Annotated in this window: 18 protein-coding genes and 4 tRNA genes; 12 read left to right on the top strand and 10 right to left on the bottom strand. The window is 47.5% G+C overall.

The features are described from left to right. Window positions 1–76 precede the first annotated feature (76 nt). The 6 genes from FTU86_RS05965 to FTU86_RS05940 all read left to right on the top strand — a co-directional run bounded on the left by FTU86_RS05965 (window position 77) and on the right by FTU86_RS05940 (window position 2,987). The gene (locus tag FTU86_RS05965) at window positions 77–1,591 is read left to right on the top strand and encodes a DUF3336 domain-containing protein (protein ID WP_075166694.1); all 1,515 of its coding nucleotides are present in this window, start codon (window positions 77–79) and stop codon (window positions 1,589–1,591) included. Beyond that, window positions 1,557–2,393: a protein kinase gene (locus tag FTU86_RS05960; protein WP_180036623.1), complete on the top strand. Its 837-nt coding sequence runs from the start codon at window positions 1,557–1,559 to the stop codon at window positions 2,391–2,393. Before FTU86_RS05965 ends, FTU86_RS05960 begins: the two co-directional genes overlap by 35 nt. Window positions 2,394–2,500: 107 nt before the next feature. Then, window positions 2,501–2,585, top strand: a tRNA-Leu gene (locus FTU86_RS05955). Window positions 2,586–2,618: 33 nt separating this feature from the next. Then, window positions 2,619–2,692, top strand: a tRNA-Trp gene (locus FTU86_RS05950). A gap of 39 nt (window positions 2,693–2,731) precedes the next feature. Continuing rightward, window positions 2,732–2,816, top strand: a tRNA-Leu gene (locus FTU86_RS05945). Between the two features lie 86 nt (window positions 2,817–2,902). Further along, window positions 2,903–2,987 (top strand) — tRNA-Leu (locus FTU86_RS05940). Between the two features lie 158 nt (window positions 2,988–3,145). On the opposite strand, the gene FTU86_RS05935 is transcribed toward FTU86_RS05940, so the two are convergent. Then, entirely contained in the window at window positions 3,146–3,349 is a 204-nt protein-coding gene (locus FTU86_RS05935) for a hypothetical protein (RefSeq protein ID WP_005177162.1), read from the bottom strand. A 453-nt stretch (window positions 3,350–3,802) separates the two neighbouring features. On the opposite strand from FTU86_RS05935, the gene FTU86_RS05930 reads away from it, so the two are divergent. After that, window positions 3,803–4,075 carry a hypothetical protein gene (locus FTU86_RS05930; protein WP_168397375.1) on the top strand — a complete coding sequence of 91 codons (273 nt, stop codon included), beginning with the start codon at window positions 3,803–3,805 and terminating at the stop codon, window positions 4,073–4,075. A gap of 15 nt (window positions 4,076–4,090) precedes the next feature. Here FTU86_RS05930 and gloB read toward each other — a convergent pair whose 3' ends face one another. Next, window positions 4,091–4,825, bottom strand: a complete 735-nt coding sequence (gloB, locus tag FTU86_RS05925; RefSeq protein WP_104469918.1) for a hydroxyacylglutathione hydrolase — start codon at window positions 4,823–4,825, stop codon at window positions 4,091–4,093. Between the two features lie 129 nt (window positions 4,826–4,954). Between gloB and FTU86_RS05920 the strand changes: the two genes are divergently transcribed. Next, window positions 4,955–6,931 carry an acyltransferase family protein gene (locus FTU86_RS05920; RefSeq protein ID WP_180036622.1) on the top strand — a complete coding sequence of 659 codons (1,977 nt, stop codon included), beginning with the start codon at window positions 4,955–4,957 and terminating at the stop codon, window positions 6,929–6,931. A 60-nt stretch (window positions 6,932–6,991) separates the two neighbouring features. Here FTU86_RS05920 and FTU86_RS05915 read toward each other — a convergent pair whose 3' ends face one another. After that, window positions 6,992–8,224 (bottom strand): pyridoxal phosphate-dependent aminotransferase, encoded by a 1,233-nt coding sequence (locus FTU86_RS05915; protein WP_005177173.1) that lies wholly within the window; start codon window positions 8,222–8,224, stop codon window positions 6,992–6,994. Window positions 8,225–8,379: 155 nt separating this feature from the next. Between FTU86_RS05915 and msrB the strand changes: the two genes are divergently transcribed. After that, window positions 8,380–8,799: a peptide-methionine (R)-S-oxide reductase MsrB gene (msrB, locus tag FTU86_RS05910; RefSeq protein ID WP_005177175.1), complete on the top strand. Its 420-nt coding sequence runs from the start codon at window positions 8,380–8,382 to the stop codon at window positions 8,797–8,799. Beyond that, window positions 8,796–9,278, top strand: coding sequence for a glutathione peroxidase (locus FTU86_RS05905; protein ID WP_180036621.1), 483 nt, complete (start codon window positions 8,796–8,798; stop codon window positions 9,276–9,278). Before msrB ends, FTU86_RS05905 begins: the two co-directional genes overlap by 4 nt. Before the next feature lie 124 nt (window positions 9,279–9,402). On the opposite strand, the gene dapC is transcribed toward FTU86_RS05905, so the two are convergent. From dapC to FTU86_RS05880, 5 genes are all read right to left on the bottom strand, one after another. Next, on the bottom strand, window positions 9,403–10,572 hold the full coding sequence (dapC, locus tag FTU86_RS05900) for a succinyldiaminopimelate transaminase (protein ID WP_180048284.1): 1,170 nt from the start codon (window positions 10,570–10,572) through the stop codon (window positions 9,403–9,405). 24 nt (window positions 10,573–10,596) lie between these two features. Beyond that, window positions 10,597–13,260: a [protein-PII] uridylyltransferase gene (gene glnD, locus FTU86_RS05895; protein WP_180036619.1), complete on the bottom strand. Its 2,664-nt coding sequence runs from the start codon at window positions 13,258–13,260 to the stop codon at window positions 10,597–10,599. Between the two features lie 23 nt (window positions 13,261–13,283). Next, the gene (purT, locus tag FTU86_RS05890) at window positions 13,284–14,489 is read right to left on the bottom strand and encodes a formate-dependent phosphoribosylglycinamide formyltransferase (RefSeq protein ID WP_373683652.1); all 1,206 of its coding nucleotides are present in this window, start codon (window positions 14,487–14,489) and stop codon (window positions 13,284–13,286) included. 190 nt (window positions 14,490–14,679) lie between these two features. Continuing rightward, window positions 14,680–15,027: an L-valine transporter subunit YgaH gene (ygaH, locus tag FTU86_RS05885; protein WP_180036617.1), complete on the bottom strand. Its 348-nt coding sequence runs from the start codon at window positions 15,025–15,027 to the stop codon at window positions 14,680–14,682. Next, the gene (locus FTU86_RS05880) at window positions 15,017–15,775 is read right to left on the bottom strand and encodes an AzlC family ABC transporter permease (protein WP_045795021.1); all 759 of its coding nucleotides are present in this window, start codon (window positions 15,773–15,775) and stop codon (window positions 15,017–15,019) included. The genes ygaH and FTU86_RS05880 overlap by 11 nt, the downstream gene beginning before the upstream one ends. A 102-nt stretch (window positions 15,776–15,877) precedes the next feature. Here FTU86_RS05880 and FTU86_RS05875 point away from each other — a divergent pair, with 102 nt between their 5' ends. Then, window positions 15,878–16,372, top strand: coding sequence for a hypothetical protein (locus FTU86_RS05875; protein ID WP_163145919.1), 495 nt, complete (start codon window positions 15,878–15,880; stop codon window positions 16,370–16,372). Between the two features lie 352 nt (window positions 16,373–16,724). On the opposite strand, the gene ychF is transcribed toward FTU86_RS05875, so the two are convergent. Then, window positions 16,725–17,816 carry a redox-regulated ATPase YchF gene (gene ychF / locus FTU86_RS05870; RefSeq protein WP_005177206.1) on the bottom strand — a complete coding sequence of 364 codons (1,092 nt, stop codon included), beginning with the start codon at window positions 17,814–17,816 and terminating at the stop codon, window positions 16,725–16,727. A 323-nt stretch (window positions 17,817–18,139) separates the two neighbouring features. Between ychF and FTU86_RS05865 the strand changes: the two genes are divergently transcribed. Beyond that, entirely contained in the window at window positions 18,140–18,904 is a 765-nt protein-coding gene (locus tag FTU86_RS05865) for a glutathione S-transferase family protein (RefSeq protein WP_005177208.1), read from the top strand. 59 nt (window positions 18,905–18,963) lie between these two features. On the opposite strand, the gene FTU86_RS05860 is transcribed toward FTU86_RS05865, so the two are convergent. Beyond that, window positions 18,964–20,679: a hypothetical protein gene (locus FTU86_RS05860; protein ID WP_180048607.1), complete on the bottom strand. Its 1,716-nt coding sequence runs from the start codon at window positions 20,677–20,679 to the stop codon at window positions 18,964–18,966. Window positions 20,680–20,726: the final 47 nt, after the last annotated feature.

The following is a 20,726-nucleotide window of genomic DNA, read 5'->3' as shown; positions in this document are numbered from 1 at the left end:
AGAATGTCTGAAATTTCTGCATAGTTAGGAGACATCGACAGATCAGCGCCTATTCAGCGAAGCGCAGAGGGAAGCTATGTTGTTTAAAGAGTTTAGCCAGGACATTAATCCTCATCAGGCCTATCGGATCAAAAAATTAAAACGAAAAATAGAACATGCCGAGAGTTACGAAGAATGGAAAAATCTGGCACTAAAAATAGATGAAGAATCGGGGGCGCAGGAATGGAAGTATGACAACACCTCGCCGTATTTTGATGCTGAAATTATTGCCCATCGTCTGAACTTATTACGCCGTTATCGCCTGGCAGAGCGAACTAGCGATCTGATGTATATTCTGCGTGAAGGCCTGACCTATGATGTGGCCAATATTGCCCATCCAATGCTGTTTACCGCGACCTATGTCGGCACTAAAAAAATTATTGAAGATTATATTGAAGAAGTCAGCAACAGTCTGGCCTTTATTGCATCCAAAGAATGCCATTTACTCAGTACTCAGGAAAAGATCGAATTTTTTAAAAACTGTCAGGTGGCTTATGGCCAGCCGGCGATTATGTTTTCAGGCGGGGCAACCTTGGGCCTGTTCCACACCGGCGTGTGCAAGGCGCTGCTCGAGCGTGACCTGATGCCGCAAGTGCTGTCTGGCTCCAGTGCCGGGGCGATTATGACCGCTATGCTTGGTATTTCCAAACCGTCGGAGATGATGCACATTTTAAATGGTGAATCGTTCTTTACCGAAGCTTTTCATTTTCGCCGCTGGGAAGACATTTTAAAGGGCAATGGTGGTATTGCCGATGTGCGCTATCTAAAAAAATTCCTGCTCACCAACCTGGGCGATGTCACCTTTGAAGAAGCCTTTAAGATGTCCGGGCTGCATATCAATATTGCAGTTGCGCCGTATGATGCCTCACAAGAAGCACGCATCATGAACAGTTATACCTCGCCAGATTTGCTGGTCTGGAGTGCGGCTTTGGCCTCCTGTGCGGTACCGGTGCTGTTTCCACCGGTGCGTTTGACCAGTAAACGGCAGGATGGGGAACATACGCCCTATATGGGCAGAACCCGCTGGGTCGATGGCAGTGTGCGTAGTGATTTCCCGCAGGAAAAAATGGCGCGTTTGTATAATGTCAATTACACCATTGCCAGTCAGGTCAATCCGCATGTGGTGCCGTTTATGCAAACCGATACCGAGCGTTTCCGTAAAGATATGCTGAGCTGGCCGGAGCGTATTGTACGCCGCCAAGGTAAAGTGATTAGTAAGGGGATTATGGACTTTACCCGTGAACGTGTCGGTGGTGTGCCGGCAGTACGCCGTCTGCTCGATCATGGTCATGGCATTGTTGATCAGCGTTATTATGGTGATGTGAATATTGTTGGCAAATATGGCTGGCGTCATTATAGCTATATGTTGCAAAATCCGCGTCCACACCTGTTCCGATTGCTGCAACGCGAAGGTGAACGCGCCACCTGGCCAAAAATCTCCATGATTGAAACCCATGCCCGCGTGGGTAAAACCATTCAGCATTGTCTGGAACTTTTAGAATATCAGCAGAACCCCGTTGAACACGCCAAATCCGAATTTATTGCCGTTTAGTCCGGCTGAACTTGAACACTATTGTTTTGAGTTACAAACCAAGCCGCAAAGCTTCAAGATGGGGCGGCGTCTGTTTCAGTTTCAACAAGGGCAATCTGTATACTGGTTGAAAGCCCAGCAGAGGGATGCGCATCCGCAACTGAGCGCAGGTTTTTGCCGAGAGCTGGATTTCTATCGCCAGTTTCAGCAGGCAGATGCACCGGATTTTCTGCTACCTTTCTATTGTGCGCAAAATACCGAAATCCTACGCATCCAGCAGGAGAGCTTTCAGGATTATCTGATTGTGCCGAATGCGCCGGCGTTTTTTGCTTTAGCCCCCTCACAATTTAGCCAAAGCCAGATTCAAACACGCTTGCTACAGGTACTGGACAGTCTGGAACAGCTAACACGGTTGGGCTATCTACATGCAGATTTAAAAGTCGAACATTGGCGCGAATGGACAGGGCAGGTCAAACTGATTGATTTTGAGCAGCTACAGGCCATAAATGCTCCAGCAGCTTCGAATATGACCGCCACACCACGCTATATGGCACCTGAATTATTTCATGGTGAAACCAAAACGCTGGCCAGTGATCTCTATGCATTGGGGATTATTATCTATGAATGGCTGACTCAGCGCCGTTTACAGGCCAAAAGTTATCAGGATTGGGCCTATTTGCATTGTCAGCAGCTTAAAATTGAGTTACCCGCAGCGTATTTGGGCTTTCAAGACTTGCTTGAGGTGATGCTCAACAAACAAAAAAGCCAGAGAGAAGTCAGTTTTTTTGCCTTAAAAACGCTGTTAAGCACTGAAAATGCTTAAGAAAAAACCAAAATAGAGGCTTTTGTTTTTTATTTAAACAAACAAGTGGCTTTTTCATAAAAAGGGCTTGTCATCGGGAAGTGATCTCTATAATATACACAGCCATCGGGGGCGTGGCGAAATTGGTAGACGCACTGGATTTAGGTTCCAGCGCTGCGAGGCGTGAGAGTTCGAGTCTCTCCGCCCCCACCACTTAAATATCAAGTGAGCTTGATTTTAGGTAACAGAGGATTGGTGTAATGGTAGCATGACGGTCTCCAAAACCGTTCGTCAAGGTTCGAATCCTTGATCCTCTGCCAGAATTTTGAGAAATCCAGCATTAAGTTGGTACCCGGTATGGGGGCGTGGCGAAATTGGTAGACGCACTGGATTTAGGTTCCAGCGCTGCGAGGCGTGAGAGTTCGAGTCTCTCCGCCCCCACCACTCAAAATTAGCAAGGTCAAAATCCTCGCTTTTTTGTTGAACCGGCCAGCTTGAGTATTTCTTAAAAAAAATTGGCATCTTTATATGGGGATGTGGCGGAATTGGTAGACGCACTGTGTTCAGGTCGCAGCGCCGCAAGGTGTAAGAGTTCGAGTCTCTTCATCCCCACCAAATTCTGAAAAAGCAGGGCAGATGTCCTGCTTTTTTATTGCCTGTTATTTTGTCAGGCCTTTATCTCGCCCAAAGAAAAGCCCGCAGAACAGACGGTTCAACGGGCTCAAGTTATGAGAACACTTTATTTTTCTCGATCAAAGAGTGCGTAAACGAATTCAGGCTTTTAAGTGGTCCTCAAATTCTTCACCCAGTTGTACCGCCAGTGCATTGCCGGCTAGTTCACCCGTGACCAGACCATATTCTTTTTTAAAACTAAAGGTAAAACCACGGCCATCGGCTAAATTTTTGACTGAATATCCCAGTTTTTCTAACCAAATACGAAAGGCAATTAAATTTTTAGCTTTTACCACTTTTTTCACGAGCGTACTCCCTTATCTTCAATAAAGTATAGATATGGTTATATCAAGATTTTTTAAAGGGCAAAATTCAAGAATGTGTCAAAAAATATTGAGATTGATGATTTTTGCAGCAAAAAATCCAGAATTTGAGCGCCTAAAAAACGTGTATTGATGAATAAATCAGCAGAATTTTAAGCAAATTTTAAATTAATTGATTGATATATTTGATGTATTTTTATTCTAAATTTTCAATATTATCTATGGGCTATTTTAGCCGCCTTGAAATAATTTGTTAAATATTGATGACAACACATCTTTAAGTATTTCTTACAACCTCAGCCCAGCGCGAGATAAAAAGCTGTAGAGATCTGTGCCTGCTATGACCGTATGCGCTGAGTGATTGATGGCTTTATTTTCAGCCATCGCGGGCGTGGAGATCGGGTATCATAAAGCACAGCAACAGGAGTGAGTAAGATGACGCCAAATACCATTGAAGCTGACGTACAGCAGGCCATTCAACAGATGCAGCAACAGGGCCAAACCCCGGTGGCGGTCATGTTGGGCCACGAAGACTGGCTGGTCTTTGCCGAACAATCGCAGGTGGCCTACACTCCATTTGGCAGTGCGCGTCGTTATCAACCAGCATTGGGCGGCTTGCTGCTGGTACGCATTGATGAAATGAATGCGGTACGTGTGGTGACACAGACCGAGCTGGATGCGTATGCGGCCAGTCACCAGCTGTTATAAACCGGTTAAACCGCTTTAAAAATTATCTTTCATTTCACGTAATTTTTGGAATTCTTCGACGCTATCTACCCGTAAAAAAGGATTGGTCTGCAGTTCCAGTTCAATGGTACTTGGCAAGGTCGGCTGATTTAGCAGGCGTAAATCTTCCACCTGCTGATAACGCTGTTGTAGCGCCAGATTATCCGGTTCAACATGCAGGGCAAATTTGGCATTGGACAGGGTATATTCGTGGGTGCAGTACACTTGGGTGCGCGCTGGTAATGCCGCCAGACGGTTTAAAGAGTGATACATCTGCTCAAAGGTGCCTTCAAAAACCCGGCCGCAGCCCATCGCAAACAGGGTATCACCGCAAAACAGGGTATCGATGGCATCCATAAAATACACAATATGCCCCAGGGTATGGCCGGGAACCGCCAGTACATCCACCTGCAGATCATGAAATTTAAAATGGGCTTCATGCTGCAAAGGGTGGGTGATAAACGGAATTTTACTCAGCTCTTCGCGTGGTCCATACACTGGAATATTGCGTGATTGCAGCAGCTCCGGCACACCCCCAATATGGTCTTTATGCCAGTGGGTCAGCCAGATCTGGCTTAAATTTAAACCATGTTCACGGCAATACTGTTCCACCGGTTCGGCTTCGGTGGGGTCGACCACAATCACATCTCTGGATATGGTATGTTCCAGCAGCCAAATATAATTCTGTAACTGGTTCTGAATATCCAGCAGATGCACTTTATAGTTGCTCATCCCTCACCCCCACATAATATAATGCTCAGTATAGCCTGAAAGCGATGTTGTCGTCGCTGTGTATCCAAAATTGATCTTTGACTGAAAAGGTCTACAATAAGCCACGTTTCAATTTTCCCCTGCACGTTCATGAGTTTTGCCTATCGCGCCGATATTGACGGTTTAAGAGCGATTGCCGTCCTGTTGGTGATTTTTAATCATATTGGCCTGTCTATTTTCCCCGGTGGTTATATTGGCGTCGATATTTTCTTTGTGATTTCGGGCTATTTAATTACCTTGATTTTAAGCAAAGAAATCCAGAACCAGACTTTCTCAATCGGTCGCTTTTATAAAAAGCGGGTGGTGCGTTTGGCACCGGCCTATTTTACTGTACTGAGTGTGGTGAGTCTGGTGGCCTGGCAGGTGATGCTGCCCGATGAGCTGAGTCGTTATTTCGACAGTGTCTTTTATGCCACGTTTCTGATGGCCAATATTTATATGCAGCGTGAAGTCGGTGATTACTTCAGTCAGAGTGTCAATGAAGTGCCGCTGCTGCATTTATGGTCGTTGGGTGTTGAAGAGCAGTTCTATATTTTCTGGCCGCTGATTCTGCTGTGCTTTATGAAAAGAAGTAACCGGCAATGGGGTCTGCTGATGGTCGGATCTTTTATTCTCATGTCGTTGCTGTATGCGCAGCAGCAGTTGAGCGTGAATGCCGAGAAAGCCTATTACAGTATGCCGGTCCGCGCCTTTGAACTGCTCTTGGGTGCGCTGATCTGCTTTTTGCCACAAATAAAATGGTCAAAATGGCTGGCGCAAACGCTGGTCTGGAGTTGTCTGGCGCTGTTGTTAGGCACGGCAATGTGGTTGGATCATGCCACACCATTTCCGGGCGCAATGGCGCTGATTCCATGTCTGGCAACGGCCTTGATTATTTATATCGGCCAGAGCGTGCAGTCGCAGAATGTGGTACTGACCAACCGTTTTAGCCTCTGGATGGGCAAAATTTCCTATCCTTTATATTTATGGCACTGGCCGGTAATTGTACTGTTCAGTATCTATATGCTGCCGGTTAATGCCGGTTATCAGCTGGCTATGGTGCTGCTTAGTATCGCGCTGGCCTATCTGACTTATCGTTATATTGAACAGCCGAGCAAAGGTTTTGTGATGGCTGCCAATTACAAGGTCATTCTGAGCGGTTTTGTGGCGCCGGCGCTCTGTTTTATTGGCGTGGCGCAGCTGGTCAGTCAGCATCAGGGTTTTCCGGAGCGCCTAAGTCCGCAAGTGCAAAACCAGATGGCAGCCTTAAATTCGTTTGCGCATGGCATCCGGCAGAAATGTCACAGCTTTCCCAATCCTGGAACGCTGGCCAATCCGCAAGACTGTGTGCTGGGTGTGGAAAAACCGCAGATTGATTTTATGCTGATTGGTGATTCACATGCCAACAGCTATACCGGACTGCTGGATGTCTGGGCCAAAGATGCCGGACTGCGCGGTTATGACAGCACTCAGGACACCACTATTTATTTACCGGGTGTCCAGCGTGGCCGTGGTGAGCATGAAGTGACTGCCTTTCAAGCCCGCAATGACGCAATTGAAGCGCATTTAAAACAGCATCATTATCAGTTTGTGGTGATGTCAGCTGCCTTTAGCCAGTATCTGGATGCCGGGCATGATCTGCATCCGAGCGCAGAAGAGGACAGTCAGGTCGCGAATCATTTAGACAGTTATTTTGCCGGTTTACAGGCCGCGGTAGATAGTGCGCTGGCCAGCAGCGAGTATGTGGTGATGCTGATGGATGTCCCGGTGATTGATCCAGATCAGGCCAATTGTTCATTACGCCGTGAATGGCTGGGGATTGAGCGTGAATGCGCGGTGTCGGCAGAGGAGTTCCAGCAGAGCAATGCACCAATTTATCAGTGGATGAGCGAATTGCAGCAGCAGTATCCACAACTGATTGTGGTCGAGCCGACCAAGGTGCTGTGTGATGCGCAGCAATGTGATTTAAGTGTCGAGGGAACGCCGCTGTACCGAAATCAGGATGATGATCATCTCAGTTTTAAAGGTTCGGAAGCGCTGGGGCAGGCCTATTTACAGCAATACGGCAATCCGCTGAAATCACTTTAAGCTTTCTCGTCTGCACAAAAAAGCCGTGAATTGATCACGGCGTTTTTATTGTATTTCAGCTTAGCGGATTTTCGCCAGGAAACGGCCTAAACGGCTAAGCGCTTCACGTAATTCATTTTCAGCCGGCAGGAACACCACACGGAAATGATCTGGGGTTGGCCAGTTAAAGCCGGTGCCTTGAACCAGTAGCACTTTCTCGGCTTTCAGGAAATCCAGCATCAGCTTTTCATCATCTTCAATGGCGTAGACATTTGGGTCCAGTTTCGGGAAGCAGTACATTGCACCTTCTGGCTTGACGCAAGACACACCCGGAATTTCGTTCAGCATTTCCCAGGCAATATTGCGCTGTTCATACAGACGGCCACCTGGACGGATCAGGTCATTAATTGACTGATAGCCACCAAGCGCGGTCTGAATCGCATATTGCGCCTGATGGTTGGCACACAGACGCATAGAGGCCAGCATGTCCAGACCTTCAATATAGTCGGCTGCGCGTGAACGGTCGCCAGTAATGGCCATCCAGCCAGAACGGTAGCCGGCAATACGGTAGGCTTTAGATAAACCGTTGAATGAAATACACAGCTGATCACCAGCCAGGGCTGCAACCGACACATGCTCAATGCCGTCATACACGATTTTGTCGTAAATTTCGTCGGCAAATAAAATCAGATCATATTTTTTTGCCAGCGCGACAATCTGTTCCAGCACATGACGTGGATAAACTGCACCGGTCGGGTTGTTCGGGTTAATAATCACAATACCGCGGGTATTGGGTGTGATTTTGCTTTCCATATCGGCCAGATCTGGATACCAGTGATTTTCTTCATCACATTTATAGTGAATGGCCGTACCACCCGACAGATTAACCGCCGCCGTCCACAGTGGATAGTCCGGCATTGGAATCAGCATTTCATCGCCATCATCCAGCAGGCCTTGCATGGCCATTACGATTAGCTCAGACACACCATTGCCGATATAGACATCATTAACGTGCAGGTCAAAAATGCCTTTTTGCTGATAATACTGGCAAATAGCCTTACGTGCCGGGAAAATCCCTTTGGAGTCGGTATAACCGACTGCATTTGGCAGGTTCAGCGCCACATCGTTAATAATTTCCTGCGGGGCTTCAAAGCCGAAGGGGGCGGGGTTACCAATATTCAGTTTAATAATTTTATGGCCGGCCTCTTCCATTTCATTGGCCGCTCGTAACACAGGTCCGCGAATGTCGTAGCATACATGCTCGAGTTTTGAGGATTTTTTAATTTCGCGAGGAGTCGTGTTACCTGTGGACATAATTCCATCCAATTATATGTTTCTGTTAGCAAAAAATAGATTACGCAATTATCACAATCTATACTGAAATTTAGCTAGATATTTTGCAAGCTCTAGCGTAAATATGGAAGTACTGAAGCATGACATTGAATGTCAAAGATTTAAAGGAGTTAGTGATGGGAAAACTCAATAAAACAGACCGAGAATGGCAAAGAGAGTTATCACCAGAAGAGTTTCGGATTACACGACAAAAAGGAACCGAACCGGCCTTTACAGGGAAATACTGGAATAGCAAACAGGATGGGGTGTATGTGTGCCGTTGCTGTGGAGAAGCCTTATTTTCTTCCGACACCAAATACGACAGCGGCAGTGGCTGGCCAAGTTTCTACCGTCCAATTGCCCCGGGGGTTGTGGAAGAACATAACGATCAGTCGCATGGCATGGTGCGTACTGAAATTGTCTGTCATCATTGTGATGCACATTTGGGCCATGTTTTTGATGATGGACCGCAACCGACCGGCTTGCGCTATTGCGTCAACTCGGCGTCATTAGAACTAAAAACACAAGAAAAAAGTGATGAGGAAACCTATCCATGACCAACATTTATCAGTTTGAGGCTGAGTTGTTAGATGGGAAAAATAAATCATTTGCCGATTATGAAGGCAAGGTTTTATTGGTGGTGAATACCGCCAGCAAATGCGGTTTTACCCCGCAGTTTGCCGGACTGGAAAAGCTGTATGAAAAATACAATACCCAAGGCTTTGAGGTGCTCGGCTTTCCCTGTAACCAGTTTGGTGGCCAGGACCCCGGTTCCAATGAGCAGATCGGGGCCTTTTGCCAGAAAAATTATGGGGTCAGCTTTCCCATGTTTGCCAAGGTTGATGTCAAAGGCCCGGAAGCACACGCGATTTTCCGTTATTTAACCAATAACAGCAAAGGCATTCTGGGCAATGGCATCAAGTGGAACTTTACCAAGTTTTTAATTGGCAAAGATGGCAAAGTGCTGAATCGCTATGCACCAACCACCAAGCCGGATGCGCTGGAACAGGATATTGAACAGGCCTTACAGGGTTAAGATAGGGCAGATGATTTCAGCATCAGCTTTAATTTTGGGGATGATCTTCATCCATGCAAACAGTGTTTAGTCCTGCCTAAAATGAAAAATCCACTCAATAGAGTGGATTTTTTAATATCAGCACCTACAAAATCGCTTTGAGGCGTTGAATCACCTGTTCGCACTGGGCGATATCGGCCACCAAGGCTAAACGGACATGGTTTTCACCCGGATTACCTTGTTCGGTTTCACGCGATAAATACCGGCCCGGCAACACTTTAATATGCGCTTTTTCCATCAGCATTTTGGCAAAGGCTTCATCATTATCAACTTTGAGCCAGTAATAGAAACCGGCATCCGGTTTTTGTAAAGGGAGTAGTTGCCCCAGCTCGCTTTGGAACAAGTCAAATTTGGCGCGGTATTGCACGCGGTTGTCTTCAACGTGCTGCTCATCATCCCAAGCCGCAATAGAGGCCAGTTGATGCTGTACCGGCATGGCTGCACCGTGATAGGTACGGTATTGCAAATACGGTTTCAGTAAATCGGTATCGCCGGCAACAAAGCCTGAACGCATCCCCGGCAGATTGGAGCGCTTGGACAGGGAATGGAAAACCACGCAGTTTTTATAGTCGTCGCGGCCTATTTCGGCACAAACTTCGAGCAGGCCAGTCGGTGCTTCATCAAACCACAGTTCTGAATAGCATTCATCTGAGGCAATTACAAAACCGTATTGATCGGACAGTGCAATCAGCTTTTTAAACTGGTCTTTGGACAGTACCGCACCGGTCGGGTTGCCCGGCGTACAGACAAATAGCAACGCGGTTTTTTCCCAGACTTCGGCTGGTACGGCATCAAAGTCACCTAAATACTGGTTGTCTTCGGTACAGTTAATGAAATACGGCTTGGCCCCGGCCAGTAAGGTTGCGCCTTCATAAATCTGGTAAAACGGGTTTGGCATCACCACATACGGTGCATCTTCACGTTTCACCAGTGCCTGTACAAAAGAGAAGATCGCTTCACGGGTACCTGAAACCGGTAAAACATGGTGATCTGCACTGACGCTGTTCAGCTTGAAACGGCGACTTAGCCACTGGGCAATGCTGTGGCGTAATTCAGGCAGACCCTTGCTGTTCGGGTAAGTCGATAAATGCTGGAAGTTGTCAATAATGGCCTGTTTTACAAATTCCGGTGCCGGGTGCTTCGGTTCTCCAATTGAGAGGGGAATCAGCGGTAAATCGGCCGGTTGTATATCCTGAAAAAGTCGGTTTAACTTTTCAAATGGATAAGGGTGCAATAAAGACAAACTTGAGTTCATGTAATCGTTACCGATAGGTTGATGTTAATGTTGGCACACCTGATTTGAGGCTTCATCAAGTGCTGCCTTTAATTTGGCCGCAAAGCTTTTGGCTTCTTCTGCATTCATAGGCGTACCATCTTTTTTGGTGACAAAGAAAATATCTTCAGCACGTTCGCCTAGAGTGGCAATTTTAGCAGAATGAATATCCAGCCCCTGCATCATAAACAAGCCGCCGACTTTGGCAAGTAAGCCCGGCTGGTCAAGTGTCGCAATTTCCACCATGTTCTGGTTGAGTGCGGCATTCAGGCTGATGTCGACAGTATTTTCAATATCAAAATGGCGCAGCTGGCGCGGAATCAGGCGCTGCATCAGCCCCGGATATTTGTCTGACTGGCTTAATGCAGTGACCAGTGATTGAATCACGGTGTCCTGACGCTCGGCATCGGTCAGCAGGGTACCAAAACGGTCCAGTACCACATAAGTATCTAAACTAAAGGCTTTGGTGGCGGTAATAATCCGCGCGTCCTGCACATCCAGATTCATGCGGTCTAAAATCGCCACGGTGGTGGCAAACAGGTTTGGCTGATCCTGAGTATAAATAAAGATCTGCACGGCATCTTGCGCATATTTACGATGCGCGCGCATCAGTACTAAAGGTGCCGGATTGTCACCGTGCTGCAAGATGGCGCGGGTATGCCAGGCAATTTCATCGGCGGTTTCTTTCAGGAAGTATTCATCGCCCAGTTCCTGCCAGACTTTTTCCACTTCTTCCAGCGAGAAATCCTCGACCAGTAATTCGCTGGCCGCAAATTTGGTGTCTTCAATCAGCATCTGATAATCCACCGGACGACCCAGGCCGGAACGGATCACATCACGGGCATGGGTGTATAGCTGGCGCATCAGCGAGGCGCGCCAGGTGTTCCATAAGGTTGGATTGGTGGCGTTAATATCGGCCACAGTTAGGGTATACAGATAATCCAGATGCTCCATATCGCCCATTAGTTCGGCAAAGGCTTTGACCACATCCGGATCGGAAATATCTTTTTTCTGTGCAGTGACTGACATCAGCAGATGGTTTTGCACCAGCCAGGCCACCAGATTACATTCACGCTCGGTAAAGCCATGCGTGCGGCAGAAGGCAATTGCATCGGCGGCACCAAGCTCACTATGATCGCCGCCACGACCTTTGGCAATGTCATGGAAAATTGCGGCGAGATAGACAATGTCACGACGCGCCAGACGCTGGAACACCGAGCTGACCACCGGAAAATCTTTGGCAAATTCCGGTTCTTTAAAGCGGTTCAGGTTGCGAATCAGCAGCAGGGTGTGCGCATCGACGGTATAAATATGGAACAGGTCATATTGCATCAGGCCGGTAATTTGCCCGAAAGCCGGAATATAGTTGCCCAATACACCATAGCGTTTCATTGCCACCATGGTGTCATATAAACGGTACGGCGAGCGTAAAATCGCCATAAACAGCGCCTGATGGACTGGATTATCACGAAAATCGCGGTCAATCCGTTTGGCAGCCAGGGTCAGCAGGCGTAAGGTGCGGGCACGAATCCCGGTAATTTCAGGACGATTGGCCAGCAGATAGAAAATTTCCAGAATCGCACTGGGCTTTTCAGAAAAAATCTTGTGATGCTGCACCGCCAGTTTGCCATCGACCAGTTTGAAGTTTTCATTAATTTCTTCAATCTGGCGTTCATATTGCGGCAGGCGCGGGGTAATCACCGATTCATTAAAATAGGCCAGTAACATTTCATTTAGCGTCGACACCTGCTGCGCGGTGCGGTAATAACGCTTCATGAACTGTTCAATCGGATAATTGGGTGATTTGCCTTCTTCACGGACATAGCCGAACTTGGCTGCAATATCACGCTGATAATCAAACAGCAGGCGGTTTTCATCGCGTTTGGTCAGCAGGTGCAAATAATGGCGAATTTCCCAGAGGAAACTTTCGGCTTCTTCCAGTACGCCCAGCTCAAACTCGGAAATAAAACCCAGATGCACCAGATCATAAATACGGTTGACACGGAAATGCCGTTTGGCAATCCAGCCAATCTGGTTAATATCGCGGATGCCACCCGGTGCAGTTTTAATATCCGGCTCTAAATTGCTTTCGGTATGGTTGTGCTGAGCATAGCGTTTGGCTTGCTCTTCCATCTTGGCATCAAAAAAGGTTTTATCGGTCCAGGTTTGCGACACAATCCGGCGTGGCCATTTGGCCAGATGTTCATTGCCAATAATCAGTCGTGCTTCAATTAAAGTGGTGGCCACAGTCAGGTCATTGGTGGCCTGAATCACGCAATCCTGAATGGTACGCACGCTAATGCCGGGTTTGAAATTACCGACATCCCACAGCGATGAAATAAAGGTTGAAATCAGCTTTTCCTGTTCCGGCGAGATTTCATCTTCTGACAGGATCATGATGTCGACATCGGAATAGGGCAACATTTCGCGGCGGCCATAACCGCCCACCGCAAACAGGCCTAAATCGGTCTGGTCCAGTCCGGCATGTTGCCACAGGAATTTTAGCGCCTCATCAATAAAATTGGAGCGCGCCAGAATAATGTCACGGATCGAATGTCCATTTTCAAAACATTCCCCCAGCTGATGTTCAACATCACTTCGCCACTGATTAATGGCCTGAATGTCATGGTTACTTTTTACGTAATTCAGCAAGGGTAAGGTGTTGATCATGAACAGCGTTCCGTGTTGTGCGACTAGTTTTGATTGACACTGACGTTTTGTGCAGTAGCGTAAGCCAGCTCACGTGCCTGCTCAGTGGTTTCTGCGCGGGCGGTGGCCACACCCATGCGGCGACGCTTGAAGCCTTCCGGTTTGCCAAACAGACGTAAATCAGTATCCGGGTGAGCTAAAGCAAGATTCAAGCCAGAAAATGACAGGTTCTGGTCATCCACACCGGCATAAATCACTGCACTGGCAGCCACACTATGACGCACCGTGTTCACTGGCAAGCCGAGAATCGCACGGGCATGTAATTCGAATTCACTCTGGTATTGTGAGGCCAACGTGACTAAACCGGTATCGTGTGGACGAGGTGACACTTCACTAAACCACACTTGATCGCCTTTGACAAACAGTTCTACCCCAAAAATACCGCAGCCGCCAAGTGCGCTGGTAACCTTGTGGGCAATACGTTTGGCTTCTGCTAAGGCCTGGCTGCTCATTGGTTGTGGCTGCCAGCTTTCGACATAATCACCGGCATCCTGACGATGGCCAATCGGGTCGCAGAATGAGGTTTCAATTTCACCAGTTTCTGGATGTTTAGAGCGTACCGTGAGTAGGGTAATTTCAAAATCAAAATCAATCTGCGATTCAACAATCACGGTGCCCTGATTCACACGGCCACCGGTTTGCGCATAGTCCCAAGCGGCATCGACTTCATCAAAGCTTTTTACCCGGGATTGGCCTTTGCCTGAGGAGGACATCACCGGCTTCACAAAGTTTGGATAGCCAATATCATCACAGGCTGCGCGGAAGCTTTCCAGCGAGTCGGCAAAACGGTAGGCAGAGGTTGGCAGTCCCAGTTCTTCTGCAGCTAGACGGCGGATGCCTTCGCGGTTCATGGTCAGATTGACTGCCTTGGCTGATGGAATCACGGTAGCAACGTTTTGCGCTTCAATATCCAGCAGTACTTCTGTGGCAATGGCTTCAATTTCCGGCACAATCAGATGCGGTTGCACCTGAGCAATCAGCTGTTTCAGTGCGTTAGGATCGGCCATATTAATCGTGTGGGCATGATGCGCCACTTGCATGGCAGGGGCATGATCATATCGGTCGGCGGCATGCACTTCTACACCTAAACGTTGTAAAGAAATCACCACCTCTTTCCCCAATTCTCCTGAACCCAATAGCAATACTTTAAATGCCGAAGCTTGAAGAGGAGTACCAATCGTCACGCTCATGTAATTCATCCATGCTTGATTTTATGGGCTTTTAGCATAGCAGAACTGCACCGCGATGTTAGTGCCGATTCGGAGAAAATCGTGATTTTGTCCAACAATTTTTAGACGCAGTGGACAAGAGGAAATACAGCGTTGAAAACGCAGCACAACTGCAGCACTGCGTCAATGGGTCTGGTGTTGAAGTCAAAACCTAGAAGGAAAATGGAATATAGGTATAAATCAGGCCATAGGTCACGGCCGCAGTCAAGGTGGCCGGTACAATTTTCTTGTATTTAAAATACAGCCCGGCCAGCACTATAAATCCGACCAGCATGGCAGAACTTTTATTGGGCGTTTCCAGTAACGGTGGCAAGGTCGCGACCACCAGCATTGAACTGATTGCGGCAATACCAATTGAACCCAAAGCAATCTTTAGCCAGAGGGCACCCCGTTTTTGTGAGTCCTGCTGAAACTTCTGAATCACAAAAAACGGTCCAAAGCGTGAAGCAAAATTGGCGATGCCGACCACAATTCCGACCAGAATAATTTCAAGATTCATGTGAGCCTCCTGCGTATGCATCATCCGGTTGTTTTAAGACATAGTGTTTGAACAGACCTGCAAAAATGCCCGATAAAATACCAATAAAGATGGCAGCGGACAGGTCAATGAAATAGCAGGCGATGGCAGATACCACCAAAGTCACACTGACCACAAAGGTATGTTTTTTCTCAAAGGCGGCCAGCAGGAAACTCAGGAACAGGGCCGGTAACAGGAAATCCAGTGCGGCTTGTAAAAACTGCGGCAGCTTACTGACCTGATCGGCAAACAGACCGCCCAGTAAAGAACCGAGCGCCCATGACATCCAGCTAAACAGACTTAAGCCGAGCATCCAGGATTCCGACCATTGTTGCCGGCGCTGCGACAGCTTGATCATGCCAGAAGCAAAGACTTCATCGGTCAGGCCCCAGGCCCAGATCGCGGTTTTCTTTAAATTGAGCCGGTCCTGAATCAGGTTGGTTAAGGCCGGGCCATAGAGCAGATGGCGAATATCCAGTGCAATGACAGTCAGGGCGGTCATCCAGATGGAGGTGCCGCTGCCTAACAGGGCCACCACCAGAAACTGGCTGGCACCGGCATACATGGTGCAGGATAAAAACAGGGCTTCCCAGGCGCTAAAACCGAATTGGGTCGCCGAAACGCCAAATGCAAAAGAAACGGGGAGATAAGTAAAAATAATGGCTTGGCTATCTTTAGCGCCTTGCCAAAAACCGGCTGGCTGTGTGGAAAGCGTTTTGTGTTCAGACACGACACACCTGAAGGAGAGTTGAACAAGGAGTCAAATGATGATTGTGTATTGTACCCGAATTCACTAGCATAGTGCCGAAATGTTTGTTGAAGCGAGCCAGATATGTGGATGTTCAAAACACGTCAATTTGTGGTTGCGACTGTACTGGGCAGTAGCCTGTTATTACAGGCCTGTGGGAGCGATCAGTCCGGTGAAAAACCGGAAATTAAACCTGCACCGAAACTGACCAATGATGCAACGGCGTATGCAGAAGCGGCCTGGAAGCTGATGAATGAGGTGGAACCTTATGTTTATCGCAAACAGCGCAATTTAATTGAAGATAATGTACGCAAACCGGCGCGCCAGTTAAGCACCGAATGGCGCATTAACGTCAAAATGACCGATTCAGTCACCGAAGGTAAATATGCTTTATGCCGTAAAGCACTCACCAGCCTGGAAATCTGGGCGCGTGCGACGTTAGAAAGTAGCGCAGCAGTAAGCCAGAAACAGGCCGATTATGAACGCGATAAACAGCAATGTGCCGATGCAATTGCCCATCCGGAACTGGGCAATACCGATCCCAAACAAAAGGGCAATGCGATTGCGACAGCATCCTGAAGTATTGAAAAGCGGAGTTCTGGCTCCGCTTTTTTAATGGCGGCGCCGTATTGAATTGATCTTCGCAATCAGAACAGCAATTACACTACACCCTCAACCTTGTAATATTCTGGTGCAGTTCTGGAATTGATGAGCACTTGTAGTGCGGAGGAGTGCACTGAAATTAAGCGCTTTCGAAAACTGGAAGCTTAGGGAATTCAATAACATCTCAGTAAATCAAAGAAGACATCAAGATCGGTTCGCTGATTGATTAATTTTCTTGCTTAAATTGTGGTGAGCCAAAGATTGCTCTTCAAAAAAAGAGTATAAAAAACCCTCAAATATTTGAGGGTTTTTCATTGATATCAGGCGATTACACGTTAAAACGGAAGTGTAAAACATCACCATCTTGTACGATGTAAGTTTTACCCTCTAAACGCCATTTACCTGCTTCTTTGGCACCGGCTTCGCCGTTGTATTGTACGAAATCATCATAGGCCACACATTCAGCACGGATAAAGCCTTTTTCGAAGTCGGTATGAATGACACCTGCCGCTTGTGGAGCGGTTGCACCGACTTTCACCGTCCAGGCACGTACTTCCTGCACACCGGCAGTGAAGTAAGTTTGTAGGCCGAGTAAGCCATAACCTGCGCGGATGACCACGTTCAGACCAGGTTCTTCCATACCCATTGCTTCTAAGAATTCAGCACGTTCATCATCTTCTAATAATGAAATTTCGGCTTCAATCTGGTTGCAGAGTGGTACTACAATCGCATTTTCAGCTGCTGCCAGTTCACGTACTGCATCTAAATGCGGGTTGTTTTCAAAGCCATCTTCCGCCACGTTGGCAATATACATGGTGGGTTTTAAGGTTAATAAACCAAAACCACGAATCAGTTTACGTTCGTCATCGTCCAGATTGGCTGCACGTGCTGGTTTGCCTTCATCCAGTAATGGCAGGATTTTTTCTAAAACGGCTTTGGTCGCAACCGCTTCTTTGTCACCGCCTTTGGCTGTTTTGGTTAAACGGGTCACGGCTTTCGATACCGTTTCTAAGTCGGCCAGCGCAAGTTCAGTGTTGATGGTGGCAATATCGTCCAGCGGGTCAATTTTACCATTGACGTGAATGACGTTTTCATCTTCAAAACAACGCACCACGTGAGCAATCGCGTCAGTTTCACGGATGTTGGCCAGGAACTGGTTACCCAGACCTTCACCTTTTGAAGCACCTGCAACCAGACCGGCGATATCCACAAATTCCATGGTGGTCGGCAGGACACGTTGTGGGTTTACAATGGCCGCCAGTTTGTCTAAACGCGCATCCGGCACCGGCACAATACCGGTGTTTGGCTCAATGGTACAGAACGGGAAGTTTTCAGCAGCAATTGCAGCTTTGGTTAAGGCGTTGAAAAGAGTCGATTTACCAACGTTAGGCAGACCTACAATACCACAATTAAAACCCATGAAATGACTCACAAAGTGTTATTCAAAAATTGTCGCTGATTTTACATGAAAGCCAGCATAAAGTCAGGTCATGGCGGGGATGTTTGTTGAAAAAGCATATTTCTGAAATATGTGCTGCGGATGGTGGTGTAATGCGTGCCGTATCTGTGTTGATTTTTAAACAGGATAGCCTGACCTAGATACGCTTGATGAAGCGTTTGGCCGAATACCGGCGATTTTTGAATAAAAAGCGCATTGTTTTTCGGCAGCAGTATGACTAAAGTAGCCAATGGATGTTGGCTGTTCAAATTATTGAACAAAAAATAAAAATTGACGGAGAAGATATGCGTATTTTGTACCAGTTTCCCTTATCTCATTTTTGTGAAAAAGCACGCTGGTTGCTGGATCATAAGGAACTGGATTATAACGCGCAGAATTTAATTCCGGGTGTGCACCGTGCTTTTGCCAAGCTAAAAACCGGACAAAACAAGCTGCCGATTTTACGCGATCAGGATCAATGGATTGCAGACAGTACCCAAATTGCCCTGTATTTAGATGAAGTGTATCCGGAGCATACCTTATTACGCCCAGACCCGACGCAGCGCAATGAAGCACTGGAGATTGACCAGTTGGCCTCGACTCTGGGTTATCACGTTCGCCGCTGGGGACTGGCACATACTTTATCTGAAAGTGAACAGCCTTTAGATTTGCTGATTGGTGAAAAAGGTTATTTACGTCAATTTGAAAAATATTCCAAACCCATTATGAAGATGCTGATTTCCAAAGGCTATCAGCTGGATCAGGACAAGGTTGATGAATCGGAACGGGAAATGCGCCGTTTAATAGCCGAATTAAACCAGCGTCTGATAGCCAATGGCGGCGCATATTTTGTCGGTGAGCGTTTAGGCCTGGCGGATATTGCGGTCTGTTCCATGCTGGCTCCGATTCTGGAAATTCAGGATACACCGTGGGAAAAAGAGCAGGGCGAAACCTTGTCCGAACAATTCCTGCAATTTAAACAGGAACTCAGTGATTTACCTTTAGGGCAATATGTACTGAGAATTTATCAGACCGAGCGTCATGCCCGTGTGGACTGGCGCGGTATCTAAACGGCAACCATAAAAAATACGCGCCTGTAGCGCGTATTTTTATGACTTTATCAAATCCATTAAATGAATGGGGTAGATGAATCCAGATCAATTGCAGGCAGTTGCGGCGCAAGGCTGAGCAGGTCAAAGTTGCTGCTACTGCTTTCTGTACTGGTCGATTGCAGAGCTTCTTGAAGTTCAGGTAACAGGTTGTCCAGACTCAGACTGCTGTCTGCTCCTGTACTGGCGCCTTGTAACAGATCTTCCAGATTAAAGTCAGTTGAACCAAATGCATCGCCCAAGCTGTCAGTAAGATTGCCTAGGTCAAAGTCTGTGCCACCGTCAGTCAGACCTTCCAGTAAGCCACCTAAATCAAAACCACTGCCGATGTCTGGGAGACCGCCAAGTAAGGCACTTAAGTCAAACTCACTGCTGCCACCTGTTAAGCCTTCAAATAACTGGGTCAGTGTTTCAAGGTTCAGATCACCGGTGTTATTGCCGATGAGTCCTTCAAGCAGTTCAGAAATCGTTTCAAGGTTAATTTCACCCGTATTACCACCGATTAAGCCACCGACCAGTTCTGAAATTGCACCAATATCAAAGTCGCCGGCACCACCGCCGATGAGACCACCGACCAGGTCAGCAATGGCTGCAATGTCGAGATCACCTGAACCACCACCAATTAATCCGCTGACTAATCCGGCAATTGCACCGATATCAATATCGCTAGCGCCACCACCGATGAGACCACCGACAAGCTCAGCAATCGCTGCGATGTCGATATCGCCTGAACTACCACCCATCAGACCGCTTACCAGCTCTACGATTGCACCGATATCAAAGTCACCCGTACCGCCGCCAATTAAACCACCAACCAATTCAGCAATCGCTGTGATATCGAGATCGCCTGAACCACCACCGATTAATCCACTGACTAATCCGGCAATTGCACTGATATCAATATCGCCAGCGCCACCACCAATTAAACCGCCAACCAATTCAGCAATCGCTGCAATGTTGATAGCGCCTGAACCACCACCGATTAATCCACTGACTAATCCGGCAATTGCACTGATATCAATATCGCCAGCGCCACCACCAATTAAACCGCCAACCAATTCAGCAATCGCTGCAATGTTGATAGCGCCTGAACCACCACCGATTAATCCACTGACTAATCCGGCAATCGCGCCAATATCAATATCACCAGCACCGCCGCCAATCAACCCACCAACCAATTCAGTAATCGCTGCGATGTCGAGATCATCCGAACCACCACCCATCAGGCCGCTCACCAGTTCTACGATTGCGCCAATATCAAAGTCGCCGGCACCACCGCCGATGAGACCACCGACCAGGTCAGCAATGGTACCAATATCCAGGTCGCCCGTATTACCGCCAATCAAGCCACCAATCAGCTGGCTGATGGTTTCAAAATCCAGATCAGCAGTATCACCGCCAATCAGACCACCGATTAAATTGCTAATTGAGCCCAGATCAAAACTGCCCCCATTGGCTTGGGTCAGTTGATTAATCAGGCTAGAAATATCCAAACTGCCGCTATTACTTCCTGTAAACTGGCTGATTAAATTGCTAAGACTGCTACTGTCCAGGCTGTTTCCAGACAACAGACTTTGCAATAAGCTGTCGAGGGTTGGGGTAGAGGGGCTGGTGAGTTGTCCAAACCAGTTCGACAAGGTCGAGCTGATGCCACTGAAAAAGCTGCTGGTTTGGGTTTCGACAGTTAAAACCGGGCTGAGCTTGCTTTTCAGCAAACTGAAAGATTTAAAAGCCATGAAGACGATTCCTTGTGTTCTTATGTTTTTGTTTTGCTGGTGTTGAA

The sequence above is a fragment of the Acinetobacter sp. YH12155 genome, from assembly GCF_013418255.1.
Taxonomy (GTDB): domain Bacteria; phylum Pseudomonadota; class Gammaproteobacteria; order Pseudomonadales; family Moraxellaceae; genus Acinetobacter; species Acinetobacter indicus.
This window is presented reverse-complemented; position numbering and strand designations above follow the sequence as displayed.